Consider the following 26715-nt stretch of genomic DNA (forward strand, 5'->3'; position numbering starts at 1 on the left):
ATTAAATATTTCACTCGCGATAACGAGCATCCGCAAGGATGTGAGTACGAAGCCTTTGGCTGAGTAGGTACTTCATGATGATTATTCAAGTAGTTATTTCATGTAGGCGAGTAAGGACGTTCTATAACGCTATAGGGCGTATTTTTCGTCTATCCCGTAACCTTGCGCTAATATGGATCGCTAACCATCGCTCTATATTTTGCGCAGATTATACCAATATATCAGGGAGGCGCGATAGTATGGGCGTAGTTAAAACGGATTTGGAAAAGCAGGCGCGAGAGTATGAGGCTAAATACGCACTTCATAGCAGCGCTGGCGTTAGAGCGTTACTAAAGGACAGACACCACATTGCTGAACGTAGATTTTACGGGGACGTGTCCGCATCTGACATTCTGCTGGACTTAGATTCCGCCATAACTATCGCCGATCTAACCGAACGTCAGGCGGAGACAATCATGTTGATTTATGGCGCTGACTTAACGCAAGCGAGAGTGTCGGAGATTATGGGGATAACGCAAAAGTCAGTGGACGAACACATCGAGGCAGCAACGGAAAAGATTGCAGCGGTGTTTGCGCAATGGGAATACGGAGAAGTGGTAGCCGCGTAATGTTGACATAAACGATTACGAGTAACCGATCCCGCAATGAATTACAGTAAAAGAAATGTAATATAAGCGCCTTTGATCCGTTGTACCTGAACGGGTGAAAGGCGCTATTTTTATAAGGAGGGTCGAAGATGGCGAGATCACTGACGCAAGAACAATACGATGCTATCGCGTATATGGCTTTACCGAAGAAAGGCGGACTTACCTACGATCAACTTGCGGAGAAGATTGGCGTACATCGAGCGACTATATTCGAATGGAAGAAGAATCCCGCATTTGAGGCGGAGTTAAAGCGCCAGATGATACGTAATAGCCAGGATAAACTACCGGAGCTTATCGAGTCACTGGCGGACATTGCTATACGGGACGGTAACGCGGCCATGGCGAAGCTTGCGCTACAGATTAACGGTCTGCTTACGGAGAAGGTCGAGGTTGAGACGAAGGATAGCGGAGGCACTGACATTGATGCGTTGAGGCAGCGACTTGAGGCGTTTAAGGCGCAGAAGTCGGGGGATACGGAATAGGCGCATTATATAGGTAGGGATTTGCGTGGTGAGGGCGACTAACTCCGACTTGTGAGCCGTTTTATCAACGAGCGGCTTCCGGCGCGCACCGCCCCCCGAAATTTTCCAATCCTTTAACGGAACACAGCGTTACATCGCGACTTATACGAACGAATGTACGTTGTATAGGCGGTGCATAAACGGTAGGGCAGGCGTGGGAAATACGTGTATAAATTACCAGCGCTAGAAACGGAGAATAGCGTAGTGGCGCGGTTTATTCGTGTTCTGTGCTGGGAATGTATATGCGATGAATACGGCCGTTTTATGCACTCGGAATAAACGTAGTAGTGGCGCGGGTTTGCGGATAGGGGTAATGTCCAAAATCAGGATTTTGTACATATGTCCGTGCATAATCGGTGCATAGCGTAATGGTTACGGATTGGTACTAAGACGGTGAAATTTCGTAATCACCCCGTGGCTTTAACGCGGTGAAGCGAGACCCCCAAGGGGGTATCACGAGGGGGCGTTTTCAGGCGTATCTACAATCCGCGTATCAAAAATAACTTTTGACTTTTCGAACCGGAAACGCAAGCGCATACCTAACGCCAAATCTGACCGTTGATTTAGGCGTTTTTTGTGCTTCCGGAATATAAACGGTCGTCTGGCGCAGTTAGACGCTAATTTCTCGGTAAAATCACGGAAAGGAGGGCGCACACTTATCGCCTGGGTTAACGGAAAATGGCTAACGCGACATGAACGCGAAGAGAAAATCAACGAAATAGCGACGTTGTTGGACGTACTTGAAGGCGTAGATATCAGCGCTCTCTCGCCGGACGATACCGCTGAGATTGACGCACAACTTGCGGAGTATGAACGTTTGACGCGAATACACCGCTGCGAAACGAACCTAATCGAATTTGCGCTTGAGTACTTTTCGGAATCGCGGAACCCCGGCAATGACGGAAATTGGGACGGTTTTGATATTACGTGTTACGAAGAAGCGCCGGAGTTTCACAAGGAAATATGCGCACTCATGGACAATGTGTCAAACGTGCACACGAACGATAAAGTGGCGGAAGCAGCGCCGCGCTCTCACGCCAAGTCGACGTATCTTTCTAAGGCCTTTCCGATCCGCGAAATTTGCTACCGAAAACGCAAATACGAAATCATCATATCGGAGACGCCAGCGGTGTCTAGCGCTAACCTCGATTGGATTGCAATGCAACTTAAGAGCAACGCGAAACTGCGCGCTGACTTCGGCCCGTTATTGTCGCCGAAACAACAGGAGAATGTAAAGGATAACAGTTCGGAGTTCATCGCCTGGGAACCGCGCGAAGACGGCACGAAGAAGCTGCTAACGAAGGTAGAGGCGGCATCGACCGGCCAGGCACTTCGGGGGCGGAACTGGAACGGCGTACGGCCGGACCTTATCATCTGCGACGACCTCGAAGACATCAAGTCGAACGCGGCCACGCCTGAACTGCGCAAGAAGCTAAAGGACTGGTTCTCGCAGACGGTCGTACCACTCGGCGATCCGCGCGGAAAGAAAACGGCGTTTATCTATATGGGAACGACGGTTCATCATGAGGCTCTTCTTGTTGACGTCCTGTATAACCGGTCGGACTTCAAGTCGCGAGTCTACCGCGCGATTATCGAATGGCCCGAGCGGATGGACTTGTGGGAAGCGTGCCGACTGGTTTACAAAGACCCGGACCGGCCGAAAGAGGAACGTGTTAATGACGCGATCGCCCTTTACGAAGCCAACCGCGAGGAAATGGACCGCGGCGCCGTCGTATTGTGGCCGGAAGCGCAGCCGATATGGAAGCTGATGACGTGGAAATGGGACAACGGTTCCAAAGCGTTTAATACGGAGTATATGAATAATCCGGTTGACGAGGAGTCGATGATCTTTAATCCGGAAACCTTTACGTACTGGAACTCGGGCCTTTTGCGTGAATTGCTGACGCAGTATCCACTACCGACCGAAATGTTCGACATCTACATGGGCGTTGACTTTGCGATGGGGAAAACACGCGGCGACTATTCCGCAATCGTTGTAATCGCACGCCACAAAGAGAGCGGAACAAAATACGTAATTGACGCGTTCGGTGAGCGAATTAAGCCGGACGCTTTTTTGCGTGTAATCGTCGAAAAGGCACTCCGTTATCAGCCGAACGCGATCGCAGCCGAGGCGCAGGCGGCGCAGGAATTCTTTGTTATGCAACTGAAAGATGCGCTCCGGGCTTCGGGCTACCCGGCGCAGACTCGCGTTAAGGAAATACACCAGCGGTCGCGCAAAGACTTGCGGATCGAGGCCATGCTGCCGGATATCGAGAGCGGTGAGATTCAGTTTTCGAGTAAACACGCGTTATTGCTTGAACAATTCGAAATGTACCCATCCGGGTCTCACGATGACTTGCCGGATGCGCTCGAAATGGCGGTTAGCATTGCAAGAACCAGTCGAAAGAAATTGCGCAAAAAGCCCGCATGGGCATAGCCATCATGAAAGGAGGATGCATACTTGACGAGAAAACTGCTATCTGAGGAACTGACGGAACCTAGTGGTGTTGTTAGTACGGGTTGGGAAACGTCTAAAAAGTTGTTTCAACCTGGGGCTATTTATCCGCCCCCGGCGCACATTCCGCGGCTTGCTCGATACAAACGCGGACGCATCATATTTGACGGCCGCCATCCGGAAATCTACGACCGCGCGTCATCGCTGCTCAAAGATACGCCGCACGCCGCGCAGCTCAAGACGCTATTTATCGCAGTTAACCTGATGGACATTTTGCTTACGAAGCCGGCGGACCTGCTGACCGGCGAGCCGCCAACGTTCGAATCCGGAAAAGGATCTGATTCACGTGAACAGGAACGGTTGGACTCGATCGTCGAGGAAAACGACTTGACGCAAATGACGCATGAACTCGTTATCGGCGGCGGCTACCGTGGCGACTCGTTTATCAAGACGTATTATGCTGCGCGCGCCGATGTCAGCGAAACGGAAGCGCTCGGTCTGGATGCGCCGGATGCTCCGCTTGAGCCGATTATCGAGGCGGTACCGGCGAATATTGTTTTCCCGGAACTATCGAAAGGCTCGCGGAAAAAGTTTAAAGCGATCAATATCGCATGGATTGATTGGATTGTTGAACCGGGCGGAAAGGTTATACGCTGGCTGACCGGTAACCCTGTATCAGTGGTGCCGTACCTAAATGTCGAACGCCACATTCCCGGTTACATCGTCTATGAACGCTACAAACTGGAGGATCGCGGTGTCGATACCGAATGGGGCGTCCCTGTTGATACGTATACGATTGGCGAAAAAAGTCGCTACCGGACGCGATGAGGATATCGTACCTACCGGAACCGACCGTTTGCTCGTCCACCATATCCCGTACAAAAGCGTAGATGACCGATGGGAAGGCATTAACGGCGTTGAAAAGTTGGAAAGCGTATTGAGCGCGATTAACGAACGGCTTGCGCAGATTGACTATATCCTTTGGAAACATAGCGATCCGACGGCGTACGGGCCGGACATTGACGGAGACGGCGAGGCCACAGCGCGTTTCGGCGGTAAGTATATCCCCATGGAAAAGGACGACGTAACGCCGGGATATATGACGTGGGATTCCCAGCTTGAGGGTGCGTTTAAAGAATTGGACATCCTACTTGGCCTCGTTTACCAAATGTCCGAAACACCACAGTGGTTATTCGGAACAACTCTCGCCAACGATAAAGGTGGAACCGGCACATCTCACACGGACGGGGGAGCTATCAAAGCGCGCTTCATGCCGATATTGGCGAAGGTTAACCGAATTCGCACGCATGTTGACCGCGCTCTTCGTGACGCAATATGGACCGCAATGCAACTCGAAAACTACGCCAATAAGGACGTAGATGGATTCGAGCCCTATGAACCAGTATATCCGCGGATTAACTGGCGCGACGGCATACCGCAAGACCCGAAAGAAGCCGCAGAAGTGGCGAGCATTCGGACCGGCGGCAAGCCGACATCTTCCGTACTCGACGCAATCAAGGAACTAGACGGCGTGGACGACGCCGCAGCGGAGGAACGTATCAAACGTATTGACGCAGACGAGACTCGTGCAAACGGGGTCGTTGATGGAACTATTTTTAACCGCAGCCCAGGCGGTGAAGTCGCGTGAACCATGATCGCGAAATCGAAAAGTTAGTCCGTGCTTATAAAGACGCGGTCAAAGCGATATACGCGGAACTTGACCGCATTGACATCTCGAACATATCGCGCGCTAAGTCAGCAGCGGCCCTCGTTGAAGTAACGAAAATACTTGCGAGCCTTAACGAAGAATCGGCCGCATGGGTTGCCGAAAACGTGCCGAAAGCTGCTCGTGAGGGCGTATTATCAGCGCTCGTATCTCTCGACGTAGAAGACGCGGAGAAGATCGAGAAGTTTAGCCGGATTAATCGCGAAATGGTTGCAGCGACGGTGGCGGACACGCAGGCAGACTTACTGGCGGTCACGAAAAACGTTGAAAGGCGTGTTCGTTCGGCCGTCCGACAAGTAACAGCGGAATCCATGCGTGCCAATCTCGCGAAAGGCGTTAACGGCCGGCGAACTATAAGCCGCGATATTCTCGACGGACTGCGGAAAAAGCTCGGTGACTCCGTTAATAGCGGTATTATCGACGCAGCCGGCCACCGATGGAAGCCGGAAGTCTACGTTGAAATGGTGACGCGGACGAAACTGGCGGAGACAAACCGCGAGGCAACGATGAACGAAGCGATTGGACGCGGAGCAATGTACGGCCGGATATCGAGGCACGGCGCGGCCGATGATTGCCGACTATGGGAGGGGCGGATAATAAAGCTGACTCCGGACGCCCCCGGAGATTACCCGTATATTGGAGACTTACCACGTAGGCAAATCTTCCATCCACGCTGTCGCCATGTAATAACACCAGTGCGCGATCCTGTTAACGCCATCTAGGTGTTTTTGTTTTGTCCAGACGTGGAATGACGTTAAACTCTACGGTTCAAAAGATATGGTCGACGGACCTTAAACGGGAGGAAGTATCGATGAGTAAAGAAACTATTCGCTTTAGATATCCGTTGAATCTGCAACTTTTTGCGGAGGAGAACCCAAATCCGACGCCTACTAATCCGGAACCTAATCCGGAACCAGAAAGGACTTTTACTCAGGCGGAACTCGACGAAATTGTAGCGAAGAGACTCGCGCGAGATCGAAAGGGCCGTGAGGATTACGATGATATCAAAGCGAAGCTGACCGCGCTTGAAGAGGCGGAAGCAGAACGTGAGAAAGCGAAGTTGTCGGAAACGGAGCGCTTGAAGGCGGAGAAAGCTGCCGCACTTCAAGCCGCGGAAGATGCGAAGGCCGATCGCGATAGGGTGCTAACCGCCGCTAACCAACGCCTAATCAATGCGGAATTTAAAAACGTTGGCACGCGAGGGCAACATTCCGGCCGATCGGCTGAGCGCTGCGCTGAAATTGGCGGACTTGAGTGGTGTTACCGTCGATGAAGACGGAAATGCACAAGGCGTTGAGGAGGCAGTTAAGGCGCTTGTCGAGACACACCCATACCTGACCGAGAAAACGCAACCCAAGCAGATCGGCGGTGCGAGTGGAGGCGCGGACCCGACGGACAAATCGAAGGAACAGCTGCTTGCGGATGCGGCAGAAAAGGCGCGTAAGAGTGGTCGGCTTGAAGATCAAGCGGCATACGCGAAGTTAAAACGAGAACTTGGAATGTAAGCGAAGACGTACCGATTATCGGGCGTCTTTTGTTTTACACAAAAACACATTACGGAGGTTTTTAGATGTCTAAAATTTTGTCTGGCGAACTTATTGGTAAACGCGAGTCAGTAACAGATCAACTTCTGCTTCTGAACGCTTATCAGACGCCCCTCATTTCTATGCTTGGATTCAGTAATCCAGTAACACAGGTCGAGCATGTTTGGTTTGAAGATTCTATGTTTGGTAACGAGTCCAAAATTACGGAGGCGGCCGCTGCCGGTGTAACTACCCTATCAGTTGCCGACGTTGAGCCTTTCCGAGCTGACCAAGTCGTTAAGGTAGGCGAAGAGCTTATCCTCGTAACTGGCGTTGATCCCGTAAGCAAAAAGCTCGCGGTAATGCGTGGGTATGCCGGTACGACTGCGGCGGATATTACAGCAAACGCCGTGATTGAAGTTCAATATGTTGCCGGTTCCGAAGGAGCCGACGCTAGATCCGGACGTTACAAGCCGCGCGTAAGAAAGTCCAACCTTACGCAGATTTTCGACGAAACCGTTGATATTTCCGGTACGGCGGCGGCGGTAGCCAATTACGGGATCGACGATTTATATGAATATGAAAAAGCGAAAAAACTGCTGGAACTGGCGCTTCAACTTGAAAAGGCGTATATCGGTGGTGTCCGTTATGAGAATGGAGTTGTCCGCCAAATGGGCGGAATCCGCAGCATGATTCAAACAAATGTTACTGATCTTGCTGGTAAGGATCTAACAATGGACGTACTTAACGACTCGCTTCAGTCTATTTACACTGCCGGCGGATTTACAACGGGTGGAAATTACGAAATCATCGTACCAGCTAAACAGAAGCGCGTTGTTGGTAAATTTAGTGACAACCTGGTGCGCATTAATAACGGTGACGATAAGCGCGGTACAGTCGTTAACCGTTTGATCACAGATTTCGGTGAGATTCCGGTTTCCATTAATGATAATTTGAGCGCAGATGAAATTGTCATCTTGGACAAGAACCGCGCCTTCCTTCGTCCTCTTCAAGGTCGTGATTTCGGCCACGAATACCTCGGCAAAAAAAGGCGACTATTTCCAAGGACAAATTGTCGGTGAATATACGCTGGAATTTTTGCAAGAGGCCGCACACGCCCGCATCAAAGGCGCGAAGTAATCGGAAGGAGGACGAGTAAATGGCGGTATTTCAATCGAAGTACCGCGAACTCTCCTTTTACGTCGACGGTGAGAGGCACGCCTTTTCGAGCGGAACCTTATCGACCGATGACGTAGAGGTAATCGCGGTACTTGATACTATGGCGGATGCAAAACGAATTGACCAACCGAAGACGGCATCTCCGAAGGTTGAGTCGCCAGAAGGAACCGAAACGAAAACGGAGGATAAGCCGCCAACCCGGCGCAAAACCTCCGGTAAATAACGGAGGTGGAGCAAGTGGCGATAATGGCAAGCATAACGTTAGCGGACGAATACATTAACGCGAATTGTATCGATATTGAGGACTGGGTAGAGTGTGACGCAGCGAAAAAACAACGAATATTAAACGTCGCCGAGCGTACACTCACGAACAAATATCCGACATATGCGATACCTGACGCGGCGGTATACGAGTTTGCTAACGAACTAGCGATTGCGTTTAACGATACGAATAGGCTGCAACAGCAAGGAATTGCGGCATTCGGCGTAACTGGGGTCGCTAACTTTACGTTCAAGGACTGGGCGAAGTCGGGCGTAGAGGCGTGGATTCCGGAGTCAGCGCTGGATATTATCGGCGCGGCGAATGGCGTGAAACTCGGGCGAAAAGTGGCGAAGTGGGTGACGATGTAATGGCGCTGATTCCTTTAAAACAGACAATCACGGTCACGAAGCCGGAATACCGTGACGGCTGGGGCATCCTTATCCCAGGAGAGAGCGTAATTCTTAAGGCGAGAGTATCCGAAGAAACGCGCGTTGTAAAGAACGTCTACGGGGAGGAAGCTGTTTCAAGTATGACGATTTACCTCGATAAGTTGGCGGATGTTTCACACGACGACACAATTTTGTACACGAATGAATTAGGTGTCCAGGTCAAGCGGAAACCGATCGCCATACAGCCTAAACGTTTTTTTAAACGGAAAGGCGATTCTTACGGAGGTGTTCGTTTAATGGGGATATCACTAGACTTCGATATCGCGAAGTTTATTGGCCGCCTTGAAGAAGCAGAAGACGCCATCATCCAAGGTGCTAAAACCGGAATGCATGACGCACTCGACCACTGGCAGGCCGAATCTCGAGACGTTGCGCCCCTCGATAAGGGAACACTTCGCCGGCACATACAGCAGGAGCCTTTAAAAATAAAGGACGGCGAGATCGTCGGTGAAATTAGTGCGAACGCAATCGAGGTAACGAGGTCAGGACGGTTTAACTATGCCTATTACATTCACGAGAATGACGCAGGCGGGGGCAAGCTTAGACATCCCGGAACGGTGAAGAAATTCCTTGAGTATCCACTAAGGAAAAACGAAACCAAATACAAGCGGTTAATTGAGGACGCAATCGAGGCGGAAATCAAGCGGAAGGGACTGGCGTAATTGAGCGTAATAAACGACATTGTTGCGATTGAAGCGTATATCAAGGCGCTATTCCCGACCGCGACTACCGGCAAACAAGACGTACCGGCGCAACCTCCGCCTAATTCGTATTATGTCCGCATGATTGACGAGGATCGGGAGACAGAGACGCGCTACCACTATCGGGTTGACCGCGCGTACCAAATCGTTCATGTCGATAAGCGGCCGGATACGGTGCTGGCGAATATGGATAAGCTCAGTACGGCGGTGTATCAAACGGAGTTAATCGGTCCTATTCGCATTAATGCTTTTTCGATATCTCCACCGGCCAAGACGGAAAACGGCCTATTCGTGATTATCGGCGTGCTGGACACTAGCGTACGTGAGGCGCGGATTCAGCCGGAATATCCAAAAATTAATCACGTTAATATACGACGAATGTAACGGGCGTCCCGAAATGGGGGCGCTCTTTTTATTACCCAAAGGAGGTTTTCACATGGCAGGAAGTTGGGACCCTACCGCGCTACCAGACATTCCCGGCATTTATATCAACTTCAAACGAGCAGCGGCCGCCCAAATCAACGGAGGCGCACGCGGCGTCGTCGCTATTCCGTTGCTGACGTACGCGTCCACCGCGACAGCCAAGACGTTCTACACGGTTGAGACGGAAAAAGAAGCTACGGACCTGTTCGGAATCACGAATATAGAATCGATCTTACTTGCGCTCCAAGGCGGTGCAAAAGAAGTCCTCGTCTACACAATGCCGGCAACTCCCGCAGAACAAGACTATGTGGACATGCGCGACGCATTTGATTCGCGAGAGTTTAACGTGTTTGTGTTTGACGGCGAGTATAACGTTGATCAACAGGCAGCGACCAAGACGTGGGTTAAGCGTAATCGTGACGAAGGTAAGCACTTTATCGTGGTTATTGGTGGTGACGCAACAACCGACGCAGACCCAGCGGCAGGTGACGCCCGGACTACGCTCAATAAAGACGACAATATCGTCAACTTAACCGTCGGTGGCTCTGTCGGCAGCAAGGTGTTCACGTCCGCGGAGTACGCGCCATTTATCGCGGGCGACATCGCAGGCACGCCGATTAACGAGTCAGTCACGTTCGATCCAATGCCGTTGGAGGACGTTAACAAGCGCATGACCCGTGCGCAAATTAGCGCAGCAATCAAGGCCGGATCATTAATTCTCGTTCACGACGGCGCCAAGGTCAAGATTATGAGCGGCGTCACCACGTCCGGTCAAAAAATCCGCAGTGTTCGCGCCAGGCAGGCGATTGCGACCGATATCTCGCGGACGGCGACCGACCATTATATCGGCAAGCTCAACAACAACGCGGATGGTCAGGCGACGCTTATTGTTGCGATAACGGCGTACCTTGAGACGTTGGAAAACGAGGGCGTTTTGAGTTCGCCGGTTGTTGCGCTGGACCCATCGCGGCCGAGCGTGGGCGATTCCGTGTTCCTGGTAATCAGCTACACGGAAACCGATAGCATCGAGCGCATCTTCTTGACAGTTAACATTTAAGAGGCGGTGAAATAGATGACACAAGGAGCAATGGACGCAAAACGCGTAATTAGCGGCAACTACGGATTTCTCTATGACGAGGACGGCGAATGGCTGTCGAACGTCACTTCGGTCGAGGCAAATATAGAAATCGGCATGGAGGAAATCCGAACGGCCGGCACACGTTGGCTAGGCAATAAGACCACGACTCTAAAAGGCTCGGGCAGCATCGGCGGCTATATGGTAACGTCCGTATGGGTCGAAAAGATGAAGCAGGTCACGGATGACACCAGTTCGCCGTTTGTTACGGAGCTTGTTGTAAAACTAGACGACCCCGAATCCTTCGGGGCCTATCGCGTGCGCTTGAAAAACGTCACATTCGACAATATTCCGGTAATTAATTTCGAGGTAGGATCGATCGTGGAGCAGGAATATACGTTTGTGTTTAGTGGATACGACGTACTTGACGGAATTAGACCGAACTAATTAACGCAAATATACGAGAGCCGGACAATTGCGCCCGGCTCTTATTTAATTCGGAGGGATAACGCATGGCTAAAGGTTTGGAAGCACTACTCGGCGCAACGCTCGAATTGACGAAAGAAATTTATATCAAGCGCTTGAATACGCACTTTACGGTTAAAGCGCTGAGTAACGAGGAACTACGCAAGATTAACGAACGGGCGACGGTTATCGATGGCAAGGGCGCCAAGCAAACGGATAACGATATTTTTAACGGAATGGTTGTCGCAAAAGGTTGCGTCGATCCGAACTTTAACGACAAGGCGCTTAAAGATCATTATGGCGCGACTGACGAGGTTGACTGCGTATCGAAGGCGCTGTTGCCTGGGGAAATGGCGAAGGTGCTACAAGCAGTTCTGGACTTGTCCGGCTTCGGTAACGAGGACGAACTGATCGAAGACGCAAAAAACTAATCAAGGCGGGCGGTGTTCCGTATTTGCTTCACGTGATCTATCAGCGACACCACATCCCGCCTGACGAAGTTTACGCGAAAGAAAGGCGCCACCAGATATTTATGTACGCTTCCGACTTACTTGTGCTTGAGGAAGAGGCGGAAGTACGGAAACAAGGCGAAAGGCAACGTAATCGTGCGCAGAAAGGAGGTCGACGTTAATTGTCTTTTGACCTCATTGGGCGTATTAAGCTTAAAGATGACGGCGCTTCAAGAACAATAGACCGAGTCCGTAAGAGTCAGGAACAACTCAGCAGAGCGACCGAACAGGCCAAACGTGCGACCACCATGTACTCGAATGCAAACGCACAACTTAGTCGCGCACAGTCCGCCGTATCAGCCGGAGCCGGAAAAGTGTCGCGCGAACTTAACGGAGTTGAGCGCGCCAGTAAAGGCGCCTATCGCGCAATGAACTCACTCGGCAGCAAGGCGAAAAATGTATTCCGGAATTTAGGCGCTGGCCTCGGTAAAGGCGCCTTATTTGGCGGCATCGCTGCGCTCGGAACGGCGGCATATGTCGGAGGTAAATCGCTGGGTAAGGCGATGGACTTTGAGGCGCAAATGTCGACGATTGCGGCGCTAACTGGCGCGACTAACGCAGAGATGGCGAAAATGCAGGCGCTTGCACTACAGATGGGCGCCAATACGAAATATAACGCGCTAGAAGCTGCGCAAGGTATCGAAGAATTGCTTAAGGCGGGATTAACGCCGGCCACGGTACAGGCGGGTGGTCTTGAGGCTGCGCTTAACCTCGCGACAGCTGGCGAACTGGACCTCGCTTCGGCTGCGGAAATCATGTCGACCGCGCTTAATGCGTTTAAGGAAGACGGAATGACGGCGGCCCAGGCTGCGAACATTCTCGCGGGTACTGCGAACGCGTCCGCGACGAGCGTTGAGGAATTGCGCTATTCCCTTTCGATGACGTCGGCAGTTGCGGCTGGCCTCGGCATGAACTTCAAGGATACCAACGTCGCGCTCGGCTTGTTTGCGAATCGCGGACTTAAGGGATCGGACGCAGGTACATCGCTGAAAACGATGCTCCAAACATTGCAGCCAGTCACGAAAGAACAAATCGGACTATTCCGGGCTCTCGGACTCGTTACGGCCGACGGTTCTAACAAGTTCTTCGATGCGGCCGGCAATATTAAGTCACTCGACGAAATCGCCGGAACGCTGCGCAAATCCTTATCGAAACTGACGAATCAGGAGCGTCAGCACGCGCTCAAGCTGATGTTCGGAACGGACGCGGTACGGGCTGCGACGATCCTCTTTAAAGAAGGCGCGGAGGGCGTAGCAGAGTTTCGCGAGGAGATGTCGAAAGTTACGGCGCTCGATGTGGCGCGTAAGAAGATGGACAACGCAGCCGGAGCGGTAGAACAGTTTAGTGGCGCCATTGAGACGTTGCAAATTGCGGGCATGATGCCGCTATTGCCTATTGTTAAGGACCTCGCTAATGCTGCGGCTGATTTTGTGGAAAAGTATACACCGCAGATTGTTGCGGGAGTACAGAAGATGGTTGACGGCGCTAAAAACTACGTTAAAACGCACTTTATCGATAATCCGGAGTTTCAAAAGCTACCCGATATCCCAGCTAAAATAAAGTTCATTTTTAACACGCTTATGAATGACTTTAAAGCTTGGTATGATGCTGGCGGGAAAGCAAAATTTGAGATGATCGCAAAGAATGTCACAGACGTAATCGCAACCGTTCTCGGTAACTCAGGACCAGTGGTCGACGCTGCCATTAAGCTCGGCGTTGCTATCGGGGAAGGCATCGTTAAGGGTATCGTCGCCTCGTTCCGATTGCCTGATTCAGTAAAGTCACTCGTACCTGGCGCAAGGGACGAGCAATCCCAACGCCTAGTGGACTTTAACACGGCGATGTCAGAACACAACACCAAGAACGGACCCAATGTTCCGATGTTCGGCGGCGAGGCTACCATGCAAGCCCCGGCACCAAAGAATACGTTATGGGACGATGTAAAAGGCGCATTCGGCTTTAATGGCGGAATTAATAACGTGCCATACAACGGAATGGTCGCGCGCCTCCATAAGGGAGAGGAAGTATTGACGCGCGAAGAGGCAAAGCGTTATCGCGGTGAGCCGGGCGCTAATGGTGGCGGGTCCGCTCGGCCGGTCGTTATTAGCGGTAATAATTTCTACGTACGTGAAGAAGCCGATATCGAAAAGATTGCGAAACAATTAGCGTACGAAATGGCGCAGTAAGGAGGCGAATCTATGGTACGAGAGAAGCCGCAGTTTTGGCTTAAGTTTAACAACCGCACGGAAGAAATGTGGTTACCGGTAAATCCGGACTCAATCTCCGTCGTATCCTCGAACGGTTTCGAGGATATCGAAGTCGCCAAACTAGGCGAGTACACTATTATAGGCAACGGACGGCAGAAAGAGTTTTCGCTGTCCTCACTGTTCCCCCGCGATTACAACGCCTCCTTCTGCCAGTATTCCAAACTCAAAGACCCGTGGGAATACGTGAAAACAATAGAGCGGTGGCAACGGTCAGGCAAGCCGGTCCGTTACATCGTCACGAACACACCGATTAACATCGCCGTTACGATCCGCAATTTTGAGTATGAAGAACGGGGCGGCGAGCCCGGTGACATTTACTATACGCTTGATCTCAAAGAGTACACGTTCTTAAAAAATCGAAAAGAAGGGTGACGGGGGTAAAAAGTCCGGAAGTGGTGGCGCTACGTTACCGAAATTGCAGGCGGCTGCTCAACGTCCGAATACGCGTGAAGTTCCGTCATCCTACTCGGTCAAGTCCGGCGACTCACTATTTAAGATTAGCGCGAAGGTATACGGTGACGGCAATAACTGGCGCAAGATTTATAACGCCAACAAGAAGGTGGTCGGGCCGAACCCTAATGTGCTAAAGCCCGGCATAAAGTTGGTGATTCCGTAATGGCAACAGAAATTCGCGTTCTTTACGACGGAAAGTACTATATTGAGCCGTTGGTTAAGGTAGCGGTATGGTCCGGAGAGGTTGCGCAGCCACATCGCACGTTGAAACTGACACTGTCTAATACGGTCGATGGTGAAGAGCAGGCGATCGATATTGACGTTGGCAAAGAGGTTCGCTTCTACGCAGACAATGTCGGCCTGTTTCGCGGAATCATTTTCGACTATACGATCAATGATCGCGGCGACGCAACCGTAATCGCCTATGACGAGAATGTGTACCTCACTAAAAACGCTGATACACGCAAATTCGTCGGAATGACAGCGGGCGCTATCGTCAAAGAAATATGTAAGGCGTTTGACATTGCGGCCGGCGATATTGCGTCGACCGGTTACGTCATTCCAAAGCTAATCCTGCGCAACATGACGTTATGGGACATGGTCGTGACCGCGCTCACCCAAACGCGCAAGCAAAACGGCCGTAAGTTTACCGTCTATTCGCGCGAAGGCAAGCTTTATCTACGTGAGAAAAAGGACGCTCTCGTGCGGTGGATACTTGAAGATGGCGTCAATATTATTAACGCAAACCGATCGCGGTCAATTGACGATATGCGAACGGCCGTGAAGGTTATCGGCGGGGACGATAAAAAGCCGCTGACTGCGACGGCAAAGAATGGCGCGGCGATTCAGAAGTACGGGCTTATGCAGCATGTTGAGCAGGCAGATAGCGATAAGACGCAATCAGCCATTGAGCAGCTTGCGAAACAGCGCTTAAAGGAACTCTCGAAAGTATCCGAAGAGGTATCGGTCGAGGCGCTTGGCAATACGGAAGTCGTCGCAGGGACAGCCGTCTACGCGTTTTGAATCGATGACGGATTTGGTCGGCGGTTTTTATGTTAACGCGGACACTCACACGTTCCAGGGCGGTGCGCACCGAATGGAAGTTACGATTTCAAAAACGGATGATCTGCCGAAATTGGAGTATGAGGAAAGTCCGGAGAAAAAAGAAGCCGCGAAGAAGAAAGAAAAAGAAGAAGAAAAAACAAGGAAAAGGCAAAAAGAAAAAAACAACAAAGTGCTACGGATATGTTTATCGAAACCATACGCAAAAGAACGGAAGGAGGCGCGTAGTATGAAACCGGAGCTAATCGAAGGAAATGGGTTTAGCCAGTTTAAAGCGGTCGTCAAGGCGGTCGGCTATAATCGCGACGTCGATATCGAATTTGCAACGGTAACATCAGCGTCGCCCCTCCGCATTAAGATCAATAACATGCCGCTCGAACTTGACGAAGACGATTTCGTAGTTTGCGAACACTTAACGGAACACACTCGTAAAGCAACGATAAGTGGCGGTAAAATATCGCTTACGACGACGCAGGCCGGCGACCCGGGCCACACACATAAGATAACGGATTTTACTATAACAGATGCGGACGTTAAGTTTGGCGCGGCCCTGGCGAAAGGCGACCGCGTTGTCGTTGCGTCATACAATAGTGGCCAAGGTTACGTGATTCTCGATCGGATGGGAGGCGCGGAAAATGGCGCTTAGTCCTTTGGAGCCCGTCGATATTGAGACGGAAGTAATTAACGACCTAGCGGAAGAACAACCGCTTAAAACGTACGCGCTTGACTTTGATAACGGCGTCCTCGGCGGGTATGTTGACGGTCTGGATTCGATCAAACAGTTCATCGTTAAAGCGATTAAGACAGCGCGATTCCGGTTCGTTATTTACGACGACGATTACGGCTGCGAACTCGATGACTTGATCGGATCGAGCGCGACACTTGATTTACTGGAAACGGAAATACCACGGGTTATCGAAGAAGCTTTAATTTATGATGACCGGATTGATGACGTATATGATTTCGAATTGACGCGTGAGGGCGACCGCCTTTACGTGTCTTTTTACGTTGAGATAAACGACGAAATTATCCCGATGGAGGTGACGATTTAATGGCGTACGAAGATCAAACGCAAGCAGCGGTCCACGAACGGATGCTAGGCGCGTCACCTCCGGATATTGACAAACGGCAGGGCTCGGTAACTTACGACTTAACGGCGCCGGCTGCAATCGAGTTTGAGCGTGCCTATATCGAACTCGACAACGTACTTAACGCCGGCTTTGCGGACACGACTTACGGTCTCTATCTCGATATGCTTGCGCGTGAATACGGGTTAACCCGCAAGCCTGCGGTAAAGGCGGTCGGTTCCGTGACATTTAGCGGACCGGTCGGAACGGTAATTCCCGCAGGAATGGTCGTTAGTACTGGCGGGGAGAGCCCGGTCTATTTCGTAACCAAGGCGGAGGTTACTATCGCCGGAACAGGCGCGGAAGGCTCCGTAATAGCTGCGGCCGAAGCGCAGTCAGGTGGCTCAAACGGTAATGTCGGGGCGGGCGCGATATCAACGGTTATCGGCGACTTGGCCGGCATTCTTACATTAACCAACGCGTCATATTTCGAGGGTGGAGTCGATGCGGAGTCGGATGCGTCCTTGTTGGCGCGATACTTCGAACGAGCAAGGCGGCCGGCAACGTCAGGCAATGCGAATCATTACCGCCAATGGGCGTTAGAGGTTCCCGGCGTTAGTGACGCAAAGGTATATCCGATATGGAACGGGCCGGGAACGGTTAAAATCGTTCTTCTGGACGACGAGAAGACCGCGCCAGACTCCGTTATTGTTGACGCGGTTCAGGCGTATATTGATCCAACGCAAGATGGAACCGGGCAGGGGGTCGCACCTGTTGGCGCAATCGCAACGGTGGCGGGCGCGATAGAGGTCCCGATCAACGTTGCGGTTAAAGTGACACTCGCGCCGGGGGCTACGACGGAAGAAGTCAAGGCGCAGGTAGAGACGGGCGTACGCGAATACCTGCGTTCACTCGCCTTCTCGGACCCACTCGTCCGTGCTACACGGATCGCTAACGTAATCCTCGATATTCCGCCTGTTATTGACTACGAAAATTTGACGGTTAACGGCAGCTTTTCGAATGTCGCGATTGCGGACGGTGAGGTTGCGGTACTAGGGACGGTGACCGTTACGTGAGAACAGCCGAAGAAATAGCGCGTGATATGCGGGACTCCGTGCCTCTCTATTACGAAGAAATGCCGGTCGCTACGAATATACTCGACCGCGAGGCGGAAGAGATGGCGCGACTTAACGCCAGCATTGACGACGTACTGGCGCAGTTTTTTATCGAGACGGCAACGTGGGGACTAGCGCGGTGGGAGCGTATATTTGGAATTACGGCCGAGCCGGGCAAAACGTACGAACAGCGGCGCGAGGTCTTACTCTCAAAGCTGCGCGGTGTCGGCACGGTAACGGCGGAATTAATCGAAAACGTTGCGTCCGCGTACTCGAACGGAGAGGTTGCGGTCACGAATAAAGCGGCGGAATATACGATCGTGATTACGTTTGTGAGTACGCTCGGGGTTCCGGAACAAATGGCGGAGTTGCGGGCGGCTGTTCGCGATATTACGCCGGCGCACCTTGCGATCGAGTACGTATTCCGTTTTTATACGTACGGCGAACTAAAGGCGAGCGGATTGACGTACGGCGAATTGAAGGCGCTCGGAATAACGTATAAAGATTTAAAGAATCGGGGGATAGCGTAGTATGGCGAATACAGCAAAACTAGGGCTGCCGCTAATTGACGATTCGATGGTCGCGGACGTGTGCGTGACGAGAATGCTTTAGCGCAAGCAATTGACGCAAAGGTTGGCGTGGCGAACGGCTTGGCTATGCTTGACGCGAATGGAAAGGTACCGGCCGACCAATTAGGCGTGACTCAGCCGCCCGATGCGTCGACAACGCAAAAGGGTATCGTCAAGCTTAACGATACCGTGACGAGTACGTCGGTATCCGAGGCGGCGACGGCAAATGCGGTAAAGACGGCGTACGATGAAGCTCTTGCGGGAAAGCAGCTTGGAGTTGAGCAGAAAGCGAATGTGGTTGCCGCGCTCAACTCTATTGGGGTACCGGCATCCACTAGCGAATCATGGGCGCAACTGATTCCGAAGATTTCGGCGGTGATCCGTGCGACCGGGAACGCGACGGCGGCGGATGTACTGGCCGGGAAGACGGCATCGAATGCGAACGGGCCATTCACGGGCCAGATGCCTAACCGAAGTGCCGAGAACAATCATATGCCAGGGCTTGAACCGACTGTCTGGCCGGGTGATCGCTTCTTTATTCGCCCACCGCACGGCTACTATGACGGTGCATCTTGGGTAACGGCCGCAGTTCCAGGGCTTACTGCGAATAACTTGCGGTCCGGGGTTAATGTTGCGGGTTTGATCGGAACGTTAGTCGAGGGTAGACCATTCATTAAAGGCTACGGTATGGCTGATCTGAATATCGGTGCTCTCATAATACCAATCCCTGAAGGATTCAATCCTGGCCTGATACGGATATGGCGAGATCGTGAGGGGTACCCCGACGGTTTACCTATGTGGGCAAGTATGGTGCCGAGTGATCATACAGCGAGCCCTTACATTTGGCTAAATCCTAATACCCTGCGTTGGGAGCCCGTGACTGGTTATGCTGTCTATGGTCCAAAAAACACCACCCTACCCGGTAATGCTCTTGTATATGGGGTCGGATACGATAACGGCGTAAGGGTAGGGAATCACTATGAAATTATTGCACTTAATTAGGAGGATGGGACCGTGATAAAAATCGGTATGATGATCTTCTACGAGGTCGACACCGGGCGCGTCCTGATGCATACACCCGCCCAGGAATATCCTGAACATTTCCCTGTTCGAACCGTTGAGGATACGATTAAAAATTACCCACTCTTACGTGATAGGGACAGGTCAACCTATGGCGTCCTCCAGTTGGAATATGGTCAGTACATGGAAGATTTTATGGAGGCCTCTTCTTTTCAAGTAGACCCTAAGACCAAAAAGCTATTGTTTACTTATCGAGACCCTAATAACCCCGAAGTACCGCCACCAACACTTCAACCGCTTTCGGAACAAGTTGCGCAATTAAAGGCGCAACTATCCGAAGCGCAGGCGGCCGCCATCGAATTACATGAAAGCCAAGCGGCACAGGACGCTAAGATTGCGGAAGCTAACAGCGCAACACTTGAATTATACGAAATGCTTGCGGGAGGAGTTGGAGCGTAATGGCAACGATCGAGGTTAAATTTATTCACCGCGTTTACGCTAACGTTATCATCGACGCTATGCGGACATTTGCGAGTGTTCCCGAAAAGGACAAAGAGCCTGTTAGACTAGCGTTACATGAAAAAGGCTACGAAATCAACGAGAGCGGAGACGCCGTTCAGATTTAACGCAAGGGAGGCCGCTATATGGCGGAAATGGATCTAGTTAAATACTTCATAACGCAGGGGCCATTCGCAGTCGGATTCGTTTGGCTCCTTATTTACGTCATGAAGACGAATAAGGAACGCGAGGGGCGGCTACAGGACCTTCTCGATAAATTTAGCGATAAATATGACGTAATTATAACGGAACTTCGCGATATTAAAGACCGGTTTCCCGGCGGAAAGGAATGAGGCAAATGAATTATCGTAAGGACCATATACCGAAATCAACCGCATGTAACCGGCGGCCAGGTTACGCGATGAACGCGTCCACGATTACGATTCACAATACGGGGAATCCGAAATCATCAGCGGCCGGCGAACGCGCGTGGCTGACGAATCCGACGAATACGCGCCAGGCTTCGTTTCACATCGGCGTGGATGAGCGCGAGGCCGTCGAATGTATACCGTTGAATGAAAACGCATGGCACGCCGGCGACGGTAGCGGGAGCACTAGCGGAAACCGCACGTCGATTGGCGTTGAAATATGCGAGAGTGGCAATTATGCCAAGACGCTCGATAACGCGGTCGAACTGGTTGCGCAAATGTTAAAAGAGCGCGGATGGGGCGTCGACCGATTGCGCCGGCATTACGACTGGTCCGGTAAAATATGTCCGCGCCTAATGTACGATGGCGGCGCCTGGACCGGTTGGTTCGCGTTCAAAGCGCGGGTTGCTGCGAAATTAAATGAAGGAAAGGCGGACGAACCCGAGATGAAGCACGAAAAAGCAGCGGTTAAGGTGGACGGTAAGCCGGCGAAAGATGGCGTTATTATCGACGGATCGGTGTACGTTCCTTTGCGCGACATAAGCGAACGGATTGGCGCATCGATTACGTGGGACAACAAGGCGAAACTGGCGACGATTACTACGAAGGAGGCGAAGTAATATGAACGGAAACAAAATCGATTGGAAACGGAAATTGTCTTCGCGGAAGTTTTTGGGCGTTGTTGGCTGCGCTGGCTACGAGCGTACTGGCGGCCGGAGGTGCTGGCGAGAATGTAACGCTGCAAGTAACGGGCGTTATCGGGGCGGTTGGCGCGTGCGTTGCGTACATGCTGGCGGAGGGTGTAGCTGACGCAGGGAGCATAGCGAACGGAGATGCGGACTCAGCGGACGTAGGCAAAACGAAGAAGGATAGCGAGGAATAAAAAATAGCGCTTACTTGCGGAGTTAAATCCGTGGGTGAGCGCTTTTGCGTTTTATTCTGTCTGCCCAGCCTTTAGAGCGCTTTTCTGCTTACTTAGCTCAATTATAGCTTGCATTTTTTGCTCCCTTTCATGTCTATTGACATACCATTCCTTAAGGAGAGTTTCAATTAGATCGATTAAGAGCTGAGCTTCTCCTGGATGGACATCAATCATGCAGTTGATATCTTTCTGCATATGCGCTCCAATATTGCCTATTGAACGAACAGCATCTATCGCTTCCCAAGTCAGTTGGTCCACTTTATCCTGAATAGCATTGATTTCTTCATAAAGGCTCTTTTTGTTTATACTCCAAAAGTTACGTATCATTCCTTGAAGGCATCTTCTAGCTAGTGTGGCAGAGGCTTTTGGGCTTAACTCTTTTATTAGACATGCCTCATTGTAATCCGCAATAATTGGCTGCGGTATGTAGTCAGGAAATACTTTTATGTTGGCGCTGGGCACAAGATTCCACATAAAAAGGGCTTCTCCTGTCGGTGCATAATAACCATAATGTTCTAGTGTAGCGTCGTAGAGAGAAGCTGTTAAGGTATATTTATTACAGTTAACGTTTGGACAAACGATATACTGAATTTCAAATTGCTTTGCTAAACCGCCGCTTTCGATGCGTAAGTTGACATAATCAACAATACGATCGGAATCAGTAATGGTAGTGTCTCGATTACAATGAGGACAAGTATAATTCATATGACCCTCCGGAAAATATTAGTTTATTTTTGTATAATTATAGCATTATTGATAAGATGAATGTATATTATGAATGGATTTAGGCGCAGCTTTAGCGGATACATGTCCGTTAGGGCTGCGTTTTTTTTTTTGCGTTTTCTAAGCAAGGGTGCGCGGGTTCAATCGCCGTAACCAACGCGTTGAAAATACTGATTTATCGCCGATTCCCCGTGCTAAAACGGCTGAAATTTTTAGCAGGGGTGCGCGCTCAAAGTATTGCAAGGGTGCGCGGCTATGTCGTATAATATCCTCGAATACGATATTGGATGGCGCAAAAATAGCGGATGGGCTTCCGTACAATGGCCGAAAATCCCCGTTATTATGCGGTTTTCCAGCGGGTTCAGTGTCGGGGTATGGCGCAGTCTGGTAGCGCGCACCCTTGGGGTGGGTGAGGTCGCAGGTTCAAATCCTGTTACTCCGACCAGCACAAGATCTAACCATCCAATGGTTTTTTCGCAATACATAATGAGGCTGGACGCAAGGTTTTATGACCACTTTCCCTTGTTTTTTTGACAAACACGGAAGAGTGGTTTTTTGCTGGACGTCTCTTGATTCCCATCAAGGTTTCGGTCAAAACATCTTCAGCTTTTGGTAGAACAAATAACTTGCCTTCGCCCGGTAGTTGTGTTAAAATTTCTTTTGTTGTGAATACGGTGGTCCGCTGCGGATAATGATGGAAAACAAGAGGTTTTTCCGGAAGAGGCAAGAACGCCTGTGTGAGAGGAGGGAGTCCTAGATGAATATCGTACAAGCGATTACTCAAGAACAGCTTCGCAAGGATATTCCGAGCTTTCGTCCTGGCGACACTTTGAAAGTGCACGTTAAGGTTATCGAGGGATCTCGTGAGCGTATCCAGTTGTTCGAAGGTGTTGTAATTAAACGTCGCGGTGGCGGAATCAGTGAGACTTTTACCGTTCGTAAAATGTCCTACGGTGTTGGTGTGGAAAGAACTTTCCCAATCAACTCGCCTAAAATCGAGAAAATCGAAGTGGCTCGCCGTGGTAAAGTGCGTCGTGCGAAGCTTTATTATCTTCGTGAACTGCGCGGTAAAGCAGCGAGAATTAAAGAAATTCGTCGTTAATCAACTGACGGTAAAAGGGGCTTGTGCGCATATACAAGCCCCTTTTGTATATCCAAAAAAACGATAAAAGCAGGACATATCACAGGAGAGAGGACGGTGAATTATGCAGCAGGATACTCATCAGGAGGCAGTCGATCCGGTAGAAGCTGAAAAACCGGCCAAGAAGAAAAAGAACGAGTTGGTTGAATGGCTGAAAGCCCTTCTTATTGCATTAATTCTCGTGGTTCTCATTCGCTGGCTTCTCTTTAAACCGTTTATCGTACAAGGCCCGTCCATGCAGCCTAATTTCGTGACGGGGCAGAAGCTTATCGTCAACGAGATTTTATACGATATCCGCAAACCGCAGCGCGGAGAGGTTGTCGTATTCCACGTGCCTTCCGAGGGAAGGGACTTTATCAAGCGCGTTATAGCCGTAGCGGGCGACACCGTCCAGGTTGAGGGCGATAAAGTGATCGTGAACGGGGAACCTGTGAACGAAACCTACATACAGAAAGCCGTCGATGAAGCACATGCCGATGACAGACTGTACAATAACACCAATTTCCCGAACGCTCAAGTTCCGGACGGCAAGGTGCCCGAAGGGCATGTTTTCGTGCTCGGAGATAACCGTTCCAACAGCACGGACAGCCGGATGATCGGCTATGTTCCGCTGGAGGATATCGTCGGACGGGCGGACCTCATATTCTGGCCGCTGAAGGACATTGGTTTGATTGATCACTAGCGGGGAATAACAGAAATAACGAAAGCTTGCAATTTAGTGAGGTGACGACGTTGACGATACAATGGTTTCCGGGACATATGACAAAAGCACGCCGTCAAATACAGGAGAAGCTAAAGCTGATCGATGCGGTCATTGAGTTGATCGATGCCAGATTGCCGCTCTCAAGCCGCAATCCGATGATCGATGATATCCTTCAGGGAAAGCCGCGCCTGATTATCATGAACAAGGCGGATTTGGCCGATCCCGAGGTAACGCGCCAGTGGCTGGCTTATTTTAAGGAGCAGGGGCATCCTGCCTTTCCTGTAGACGCCTCGACGGGTACGGGAGTTAAAGATATTCCGGCCCAAGTGAAGCTTCTGCTGAAGGAGAAAATCGACAAGCAAATTGCCAAGGGCATGAATCCTCGTGCCATGCGCGTGCTTATCGTAGGTATACCTAACGTGGGAAAATCCACGCTCATTAACCGTTTGGCGGGCCGCAACATTGCGGCAACGGGAGATCGCCCGGGGGTCACCAAGGGACAGCAGTGGATCAAGGTCACGGGCGGCGAAATGGAGCTGCTGGATACGCCTGGCATCCTATGGCCCAAGTTTGAGGACCAGAACGTGGGCTACCGTCTTGCCGTAACCGGAGCGATTAAAGAAGAAATATTGAACGTTGAGGATATTGCTTTTTTTGCCGTGAAATATTTCTCCCAGTATTACTGGGAAGCGATGAGTGAGCGTTTTGACCTGAAGGAACGTCCGACGGATTATGAAAATCCGGACGAAATCGTCGCCGTCATGGAAGACATCGGCCGCAAGCGCGGCTGTATCGTGAGCGGCGGGCGCGTAGATTTGGAGAAAGCGTCCGGTATTTTTTTGCGCGAGCTTCGTGCCGGGAAGATGGGCCGCTTCTCGATGGAAGCGCCGTATTGACCCCATGGGCCGTAACGTTGGCATAGCGTTGCCTGTCCGGTAAAGAACTATATGGAATTGAAATGAGCAACCGTCTCCGGTCTATTGCCGGAAAGACGGTTGTTTTTCTTTTGTTTTGGGAAGAAGAGTCAAAACAATAGGCTCGATTTGGTTATTCCAGACCGGGAAAGGATTTTTGCGGTTTCATTATCCGAGCTCTCCCGTGGATTACCTTTAGATGGCTGAATATAGAGTGATAGTATATGGCATAGAAGGCACGTTTATCCCGAACGGCAGCATGTTGTTATCCCCAAGGCTGGCGAGGAGGCAGGTAGCCTTATCCCATATACTTCTAGAACCTTCATGAAAGGTCCAATAAAGGATGACGCCCTCCTGAAAGGTATGTTAATCTAGTAGAGTCATGTTATCATTTTATTTGCGATAGATTAATATACGGGATGGGTTTGCTGTACAACGAGTCTAGGCAAAGCCTTGCGTTACGGGGATCGAGGAGTATTTCATATGACGGATTTATTAATGTACGAACGGGAATACGGAGAGCGTTACATACATATTGCAGGCATCGACGAGGTTGGGCGCGGCTGCCTGTTCGGGGATGTGGTGGCTGCGGCGGTAATACTGCCGCAAGGCTTGGTCATTGAAGGAATTAACGATTCCAAAAAGCTGAGCGCCAAGAAGCGGGATGCCTTATACGATCTTATTATGGAAAAAGCGCTTGCCGTAGGCGTTGGACAAGTGGATGCGGCAGAAATTGACCGGATCAACATCAAGCAGGCCGCCCGGCTGGCGATGAAGATGGCGCTTGAACGGCTGGCGGTGACCCCGCAATTTTTGCTGGTGGATGCCGAAAAGGTGGATTGCGATATTCCGCAGCTGGCTATTATTAAAGGGGATGCGAACAGCCAGTCCATCGCCGCCGCTTCGATCGTCGCCAAAGTGACCCGCGACCGGTTATGCGAAGGGACATGGGAAGCCCGCTATCCCGAATACGGGATCGCCGTACATAAAGGTTATGCGACCAAATACCACCGGGAACAGCTGTTGATTCATGGACCTAGCGCCATGCACCGGAAAAGCTTTCTGAAAAATATGGAGGCAGAGCAGCTGTCCCTGTTCTAGTTTCATTGCAGCCCGCCTTGAGAAAAGGCGGGCTGCTGCCGATATATAAGGAAAAAGGACGTTTGGAGGACAAAGCGTGAACATCGGATCGTTGATTCGCGGACTTCTGGGAGAACAAAAACCGGGAGACGCCAAAACGTTGGATATGAAACCGGGTCAGGTCGTTCGCGGTGTCGTCATGAACGTATCGGAAGACGGTCAGGAAGCGGTGGTGCAAATCCAGGGAGTGCAGGTGAAAGCGAAGCTGGAAACGCCGCTGCGGCCAGGCGAGACGGCACTGCTTCAAGTGCAGCCGCCCGAAGAGGGGGGAACGCCGGTCTTGAAGCCGCTCAGTCTTTCGCCGGGCCAGACGCTGTCCCTGTCTTCGATGGCCGAAGTGCTCGAGTTCGCGGGACTGCCGGATACCAAGGAAAACCGGGAAATGATTCGGGCCATGCAGGCCGCCGGGGTCCCGTTAACCAAAGAAAGCTTAGCGCAGTTCAAAGAGGCCCTGGCCCTGAAACCGCCTCAGATCCCGGCAGCGGAATGGGCGGAAGCCGCCGCCATCGCTTTTCACCGGGGTCTCCCCATCACGCCGGAAAGTCTGAGAGGTTTGCAGCAGGCGGTATTCGGACCGCAGCTTCATCAGCTGCTGCAATCGCTGGAGGAGCAGCTCGGCCACGCTCTGCAGGCCGGCCAGGCCAAAGGAATGCCGGCTGCCGGGGCTTCAGGAGCACCAGGAGCTGCAGGGACGGCTCCGCCGCCTGCTGACGCCGTGTGCTGGAGGGCCAGCCGCAGGCGCGAACCCGGCCGCGGGC

36 protein-coding genes, 1 tRNA gene and 1 pseudogene are annotated in these 26715 nt (G+C 51.3%); 36 read left to right on the top strand and 2 right to left on the bottom strand.

What is annotated here, in order from left to right; translation table 11 throughout:
- Positions 1-239: 239 nt before the first annotated feature.
- From XI25_RS06870 to XI25_RS06995, 30 genes are all read left to right on the top strand, one after another.
- Positions 240-608 carry a sigma factor-like helix-turn-helix DNA-binding protein gene (locus XI25_RS06870; protein ID WP_046677938.1) on the top strand — a complete coding sequence of 123 codons (369 nt, stop codon included), beginning with the start codon at positions 240-242 and terminating at the stop codon, positions 606-608.
- Between the two features lie 128 nt (positions 609-736).
- Positions 737-1129: a phBC6A51 family helix-turn-helix protein gene (locus XI25_RS06875; protein ID WP_046677939.1), complete on the top strand. Its 393-nt coding sequence runs from the start codon at positions 737-739 to the stop codon at positions 1127-1129.
- Between the two features lie 766 nt (positions 1130-1895).
- Complete coding sequence (gene terL, locus XI25_RS06880) at positions 1896-3605, top strand: phage terminase large subunit (RefSeq protein WP_327204737.1); 1710 nt, start codon at positions 1896-1898, stop codon at positions 3603-3605.
- Positions 3606-3707: 102 nt separating this feature from the next.
- Positions 3708-4451, top strand: a complete 744-nt coding sequence (locus tag XI25_RS34260) for a phage portal protein (protein WP_235439718.1) — start codon at positions 3708-3710, stop codon at positions 4449-4451.
- The gene (locus tag XI25_RS34265) at positions 4378-5271 is read left to right on the top strand and encodes a phage portal protein (RefSeq protein WP_235439719.1); all 894 of its coding nucleotides are present in this window, start codon (positions 4378-4380) and stop codon (positions 5269-5271) included. The genes XI25_RS34260 and XI25_RS34265 overlap by 74 nt, the downstream gene beginning before the upstream one ends.
- Entirely contained in the window at positions 5268-6071 is an 804-nt protein-coding gene (locus XI25_RS06890) for a phage minor capsid protein (protein WP_046677940.1), read from the top strand. Before XI25_RS34265 ends, XI25_RS06890 begins: the two co-directional genes overlap by 4 nt.
- 89 nt (positions 6072-6160) lie before the next feature.
- On the top strand, positions 6161-6622 hold the full coding sequence (locus XI25_RS06895) for a hypothetical protein (protein ID WP_052759479.1): 462 nt from the start codon (positions 6161-6163) through the stop codon (positions 6620-6622).
- Positions 6600-6854 (top strand): hypothetical protein, encoded by a 255-nt coding sequence (locus XI25_RS31090; protein WP_052759480.1) that lies wholly within the window; start codon positions 6600-6602, stop codon positions 6852-6854. The genes XI25_RS06895 and XI25_RS31090 overlap by 23 nt, the downstream gene beginning before the upstream one ends.
- A gap of 65 nt (positions 6855-6919) precedes the next feature.
- Positions 6920-7954 (top strand): SU10 major capsid protein, encoded by a 1035-nt coding sequence (locus tag XI25_RS06900; RefSeq protein WP_327204738.1) that lies wholly within the window; start codon positions 6920-6922, stop codon positions 7952-7954.
- The gene (locus XI25_RS36745; protein WP_442950362.1) at positions 7944-8012 is read left to right on the top strand and encodes a hypothetical protein; all 69 of its coding nucleotides are present in this window, start codon (positions 7944-7946) and stop codon (positions 8010-8012) included. The genes XI25_RS06900 and XI25_RS36745 overlap by 11 nt, the downstream gene beginning before the upstream one ends.
- 19 nt (positions 8013-8031) lie before the next feature.
- Complete coding sequence (locus tag XI25_RS06905; protein ID WP_046677941.1) at positions 8032-8274, top strand: hypothetical protein; 243 nt, start codon at positions 8032-8034, stop codon at positions 8272-8274.
- Between the two features lie 23 nt (positions 8275-8297).
- Positions 8298-8681 carry a hypothetical protein gene (locus XI25_RS06910; RefSeq protein ID WP_046677972.1) on the top strand — a complete coding sequence of 128 codons (384 nt, stop codon included), beginning with the start codon at positions 8298-8300 and terminating at the stop codon, positions 8679-8681.
- The gene (locus tag XI25_RS34270) at positions 8681-9424 is read left to right on the top strand and encodes a hypothetical protein (protein WP_052759481.1); all 744 of its coding nucleotides are present in this window, start codon (positions 8681-8683) and stop codon (positions 9422-9424) included. Before XI25_RS06910 ends, XI25_RS34270 begins: the two co-directional genes overlap by 1 nt.
- Positions 9425-9847 (top strand): hypothetical protein, encoded by a 423-nt coding sequence (locus XI25_RS06920; protein ID WP_046677942.1) that lies wholly within the window; start codon positions 9425-9427, stop codon positions 9845-9847.
- A 52-nt stretch (positions 9848-9899) separates the two neighbouring features.
- Positions 9900-10943: a phage tail sheath subtilisin-like domain-containing protein gene (locus XI25_RS06925; RefSeq protein WP_046677943.1), complete on the top strand. Its 1044-nt coding sequence runs from the start codon at positions 9900-9902 to the stop codon at positions 10941-10943.
- A gap of 15 nt (positions 10944-10958) precedes the next feature.
- The gene (locus tag XI25_RS06930; protein WP_046677944.1) at positions 10959-11408 is read left to right on the top strand and encodes a phage tail tube protein; all 450 of its coding nucleotides are present in this window, start codon (positions 10959-10961) and stop codon (positions 11406-11408) included.
- A 65-nt stretch (positions 11409-11473) separates the two neighbouring features.
- Complete coding sequence (locus XI25_RS06935) at positions 11474-11857, top strand: phage tail assembly chaperone (RefSeq protein ID WP_046677945.1); 384 nt, start codon at positions 11474-11476, stop codon at positions 11855-11857.
- 200 nt (positions 11858-12057) lie between these two features.
- Complete coding sequence (locus tag XI25_RS31100) at positions 12058-14121, top strand: phage tail tape measure protein (protein ID WP_052759482.1); 2064 nt, start codon at positions 12058-12060, stop codon at positions 14119-14121.
- Between the two features lie 12 nt (positions 14122-14133).
- Complete coding sequence (locus tag XI25_RS34275; protein ID WP_052759483.1) at positions 14134-14574, top strand: hypothetical protein; 441 nt, start codon at positions 14134-14136, stop codon at positions 14572-14574.
- 243 nt (positions 14575-14817) lie between these two features.
- Positions 14818-15678 (top strand): XkdQ/YqbQ family protein, encoded by an 861-nt coding sequence (locus XI25_RS06950; RefSeq protein WP_200901395.1) that lies wholly within the window; start codon positions 14818-14820, stop codon positions 15676-15678.
- A 73-nt stretch (positions 15679-15751) separates the two neighbouring features.
- Positions 15752-16363, top strand: coding sequence for a DUF2577 domain-containing protein (locus XI25_RS31940; protein ID WP_200901396.1), 612 nt, complete (start codon positions 15752-15754; stop codon positions 16361-16363).
- Positions 16353-16769: a DUF2634 domain-containing protein gene (locus tag XI25_RS06960; RefSeq protein ID WP_046677946.1), complete on the top strand. Its 417-nt coding sequence runs from the start codon at positions 16353-16355 to the stop codon at positions 16767-16769. The genes XI25_RS31940 and XI25_RS06960 overlap by 11 nt, the downstream gene beginning before the upstream one ends.
- Positions 16769-17860, top strand: coding sequence for a baseplate J/gp47 family protein (locus XI25_RS06965; protein ID WP_046677947.1), 1092 nt, complete (start codon positions 16769-16771; stop codon positions 17858-17860). The genes XI25_RS06960 and XI25_RS06965 overlap by 1 nt, the downstream gene beginning before the upstream one ends.
- On the top strand, positions 17857-18429 hold the full coding sequence (locus tag XI25_RS06970; protein WP_235439720.1) for a putative phage tail protein: 573 nt from the start codon (positions 17857-17859) through the stop codon (positions 18427-18429). The genes XI25_RS06965 and XI25_RS06970 overlap by 4 nt, the downstream gene beginning before the upstream one ends.
- 60 nt (positions 18430-18489) lie before the next feature.
- Entirely contained in the window at positions 18490-19470 is a 981-nt protein-coding gene (locus XI25_RS06975; protein ID WP_046677948.1) for a phage tail protein, read from the top strand.
- Positions 19471-19482: 12 nt separating this feature from the next.
- The gene (locus XI25_RS06980; RefSeq protein ID WP_052759485.1) at positions 19483-19947 is read left to right on the top strand and encodes a hypothetical protein; all 465 of its coding nucleotides are present in this window, start codon (positions 19483-19485) and stop codon (positions 19945-19947) included.
- Positions 19947-20114: a hypothetical protein gene (locus XI25_RS33280; RefSeq protein WP_160308886.1), complete on the top strand. Its 168-nt coding sequence runs from the start codon at positions 19947-19949 to the stop codon at positions 20112-20114. The genes XI25_RS06980 and XI25_RS33280 overlap by 1 nt, the downstream gene beginning before the upstream one ends.
- Positions 20115-20132: 18 nt before the next feature.
- Positions 20133-20339 carry a BhlA/UviB family holin-like peptide gene (locus XI25_RS06985; RefSeq protein WP_046677949.1) on the top strand — a complete coding sequence of 69 codons (207 nt, stop codon included), beginning with the start codon at positions 20133-20135 and terminating at the stop codon, positions 20337-20339.
- Between the two features lie 5 nt (positions 20340-20344).
- Entirely contained in the window at positions 20345-21034 is a 690-nt protein-coding gene (locus XI25_RS06990; protein WP_052759486.1) for an N-acetylmuramoyl-L-alanine amidase, read from the top strand.
- Positions 21035-21093: 59 nt separating this feature from the next.
- Positions 21094-21297 carry a hypothetical protein gene (locus XI25_RS06995; RefSeq protein ID WP_235439721.1) on the top strand — a complete coding sequence of 68 codons (204 nt, stop codon included), beginning with the start codon at positions 21094-21096 and terminating at the stop codon, positions 21295-21297.
- Positions 21298-21348: 51 nt separating this feature from the next.
- On the opposite strand, the gene XI25_RS07000 is transcribed toward XI25_RS06995, so the two are convergent.
- Positions 21349-22041: a DUF4145 domain-containing protein gene (locus XI25_RS07000; protein ID WP_046677951.1), complete on the bottom strand. Its 693-nt coding sequence runs from the start codon at positions 22039-22041 to the stop codon at positions 21349-21351.
- 386 nt (positions 22042-22427) lie between these two features.
- Between XI25_RS07000 and XI25_RS07005 the strand changes: the two genes are divergently transcribed.
- A tRNA-Pro gene (locus tag XI25_RS07005) sits at positions 22428-22504 on the top strand.
- A 9-nt stretch (positions 22505-22513) separates the two neighbouring features.
- On the opposite strand, the gene XI25_RS32830 is transcribed toward XI25_RS07005, so the two are convergent.
- On the bottom strand, positions 22514-22786 hold the full coding sequence (locus tag XI25_RS32830; RefSeq protein WP_152669079.1) for a hypothetical protein: 273 nt from the start codon (positions 22784-22786) through the stop codon (positions 22514-22516).
- Positions 22787-22816: 30 nt separating this feature from the next.
- Between XI25_RS32830 and rplS the strand changes: the two genes are divergently transcribed.
- The 5 genes and pseudogenes from rplS to XI25_RS07030 all read left to right on the top strand — a co-directional run.
- Positions 22817-23161, top strand: coding sequence for a 50S ribosomal protein L19 (gene rplS, locus XI25_RS07010; protein ID WP_046677952.1), 345 nt, complete (start codon positions 22817-22819; stop codon positions 23159-23161).
- Between the two features lie 103 nt (positions 23162-23264).
- Positions 23265-23882: a signal peptidase I gene (gene lepB / locus XI25_RS07015; RefSeq protein WP_046677953.1), complete on the top strand. Its 618-nt coding sequence runs from the start codon at positions 23265-23267 to the stop codon at positions 23880-23882.
- Positions 23883-23932: 50 nt separating this feature from the next.
- Positions 23933-24799 carry a ribosome biogenesis GTPase YlqF gene (ylqF, locus tag XI25_RS07020; protein ID WP_046677954.1) on the top strand — a complete coding sequence of 289 codons (867 nt, stop codon included), beginning with the start codon at positions 23933-23935 and terminating at the stop codon, positions 24797-24799.
- Between the two features lie 501 nt (positions 24800-25300).
- Positions 25301-25918 (top strand): ribonuclease HII, encoded by a 618-nt coding sequence (locus XI25_RS07025; protein ID WP_046677955.1) that lies wholly within the window; start codon positions 25301-25303, stop codon positions 25916-25918.
- 76 nt (positions 25919-25994) lie between these two features.
- Positions 25995-26715: pseudogene (locus XI25_RS07030) on the top strand (hypothetical protein); the annotation flags it as partial.

Source organism: Paenibacillus sp. DMB20, assembly GCF_000987955.1.
In the GTDB taxonomy this organism is placed as follows: domain Bacteria; phylum Bacillota; class Bacilli; order Paenibacillales; family Paenibacillaceae; genus Paenibacillus_AQ.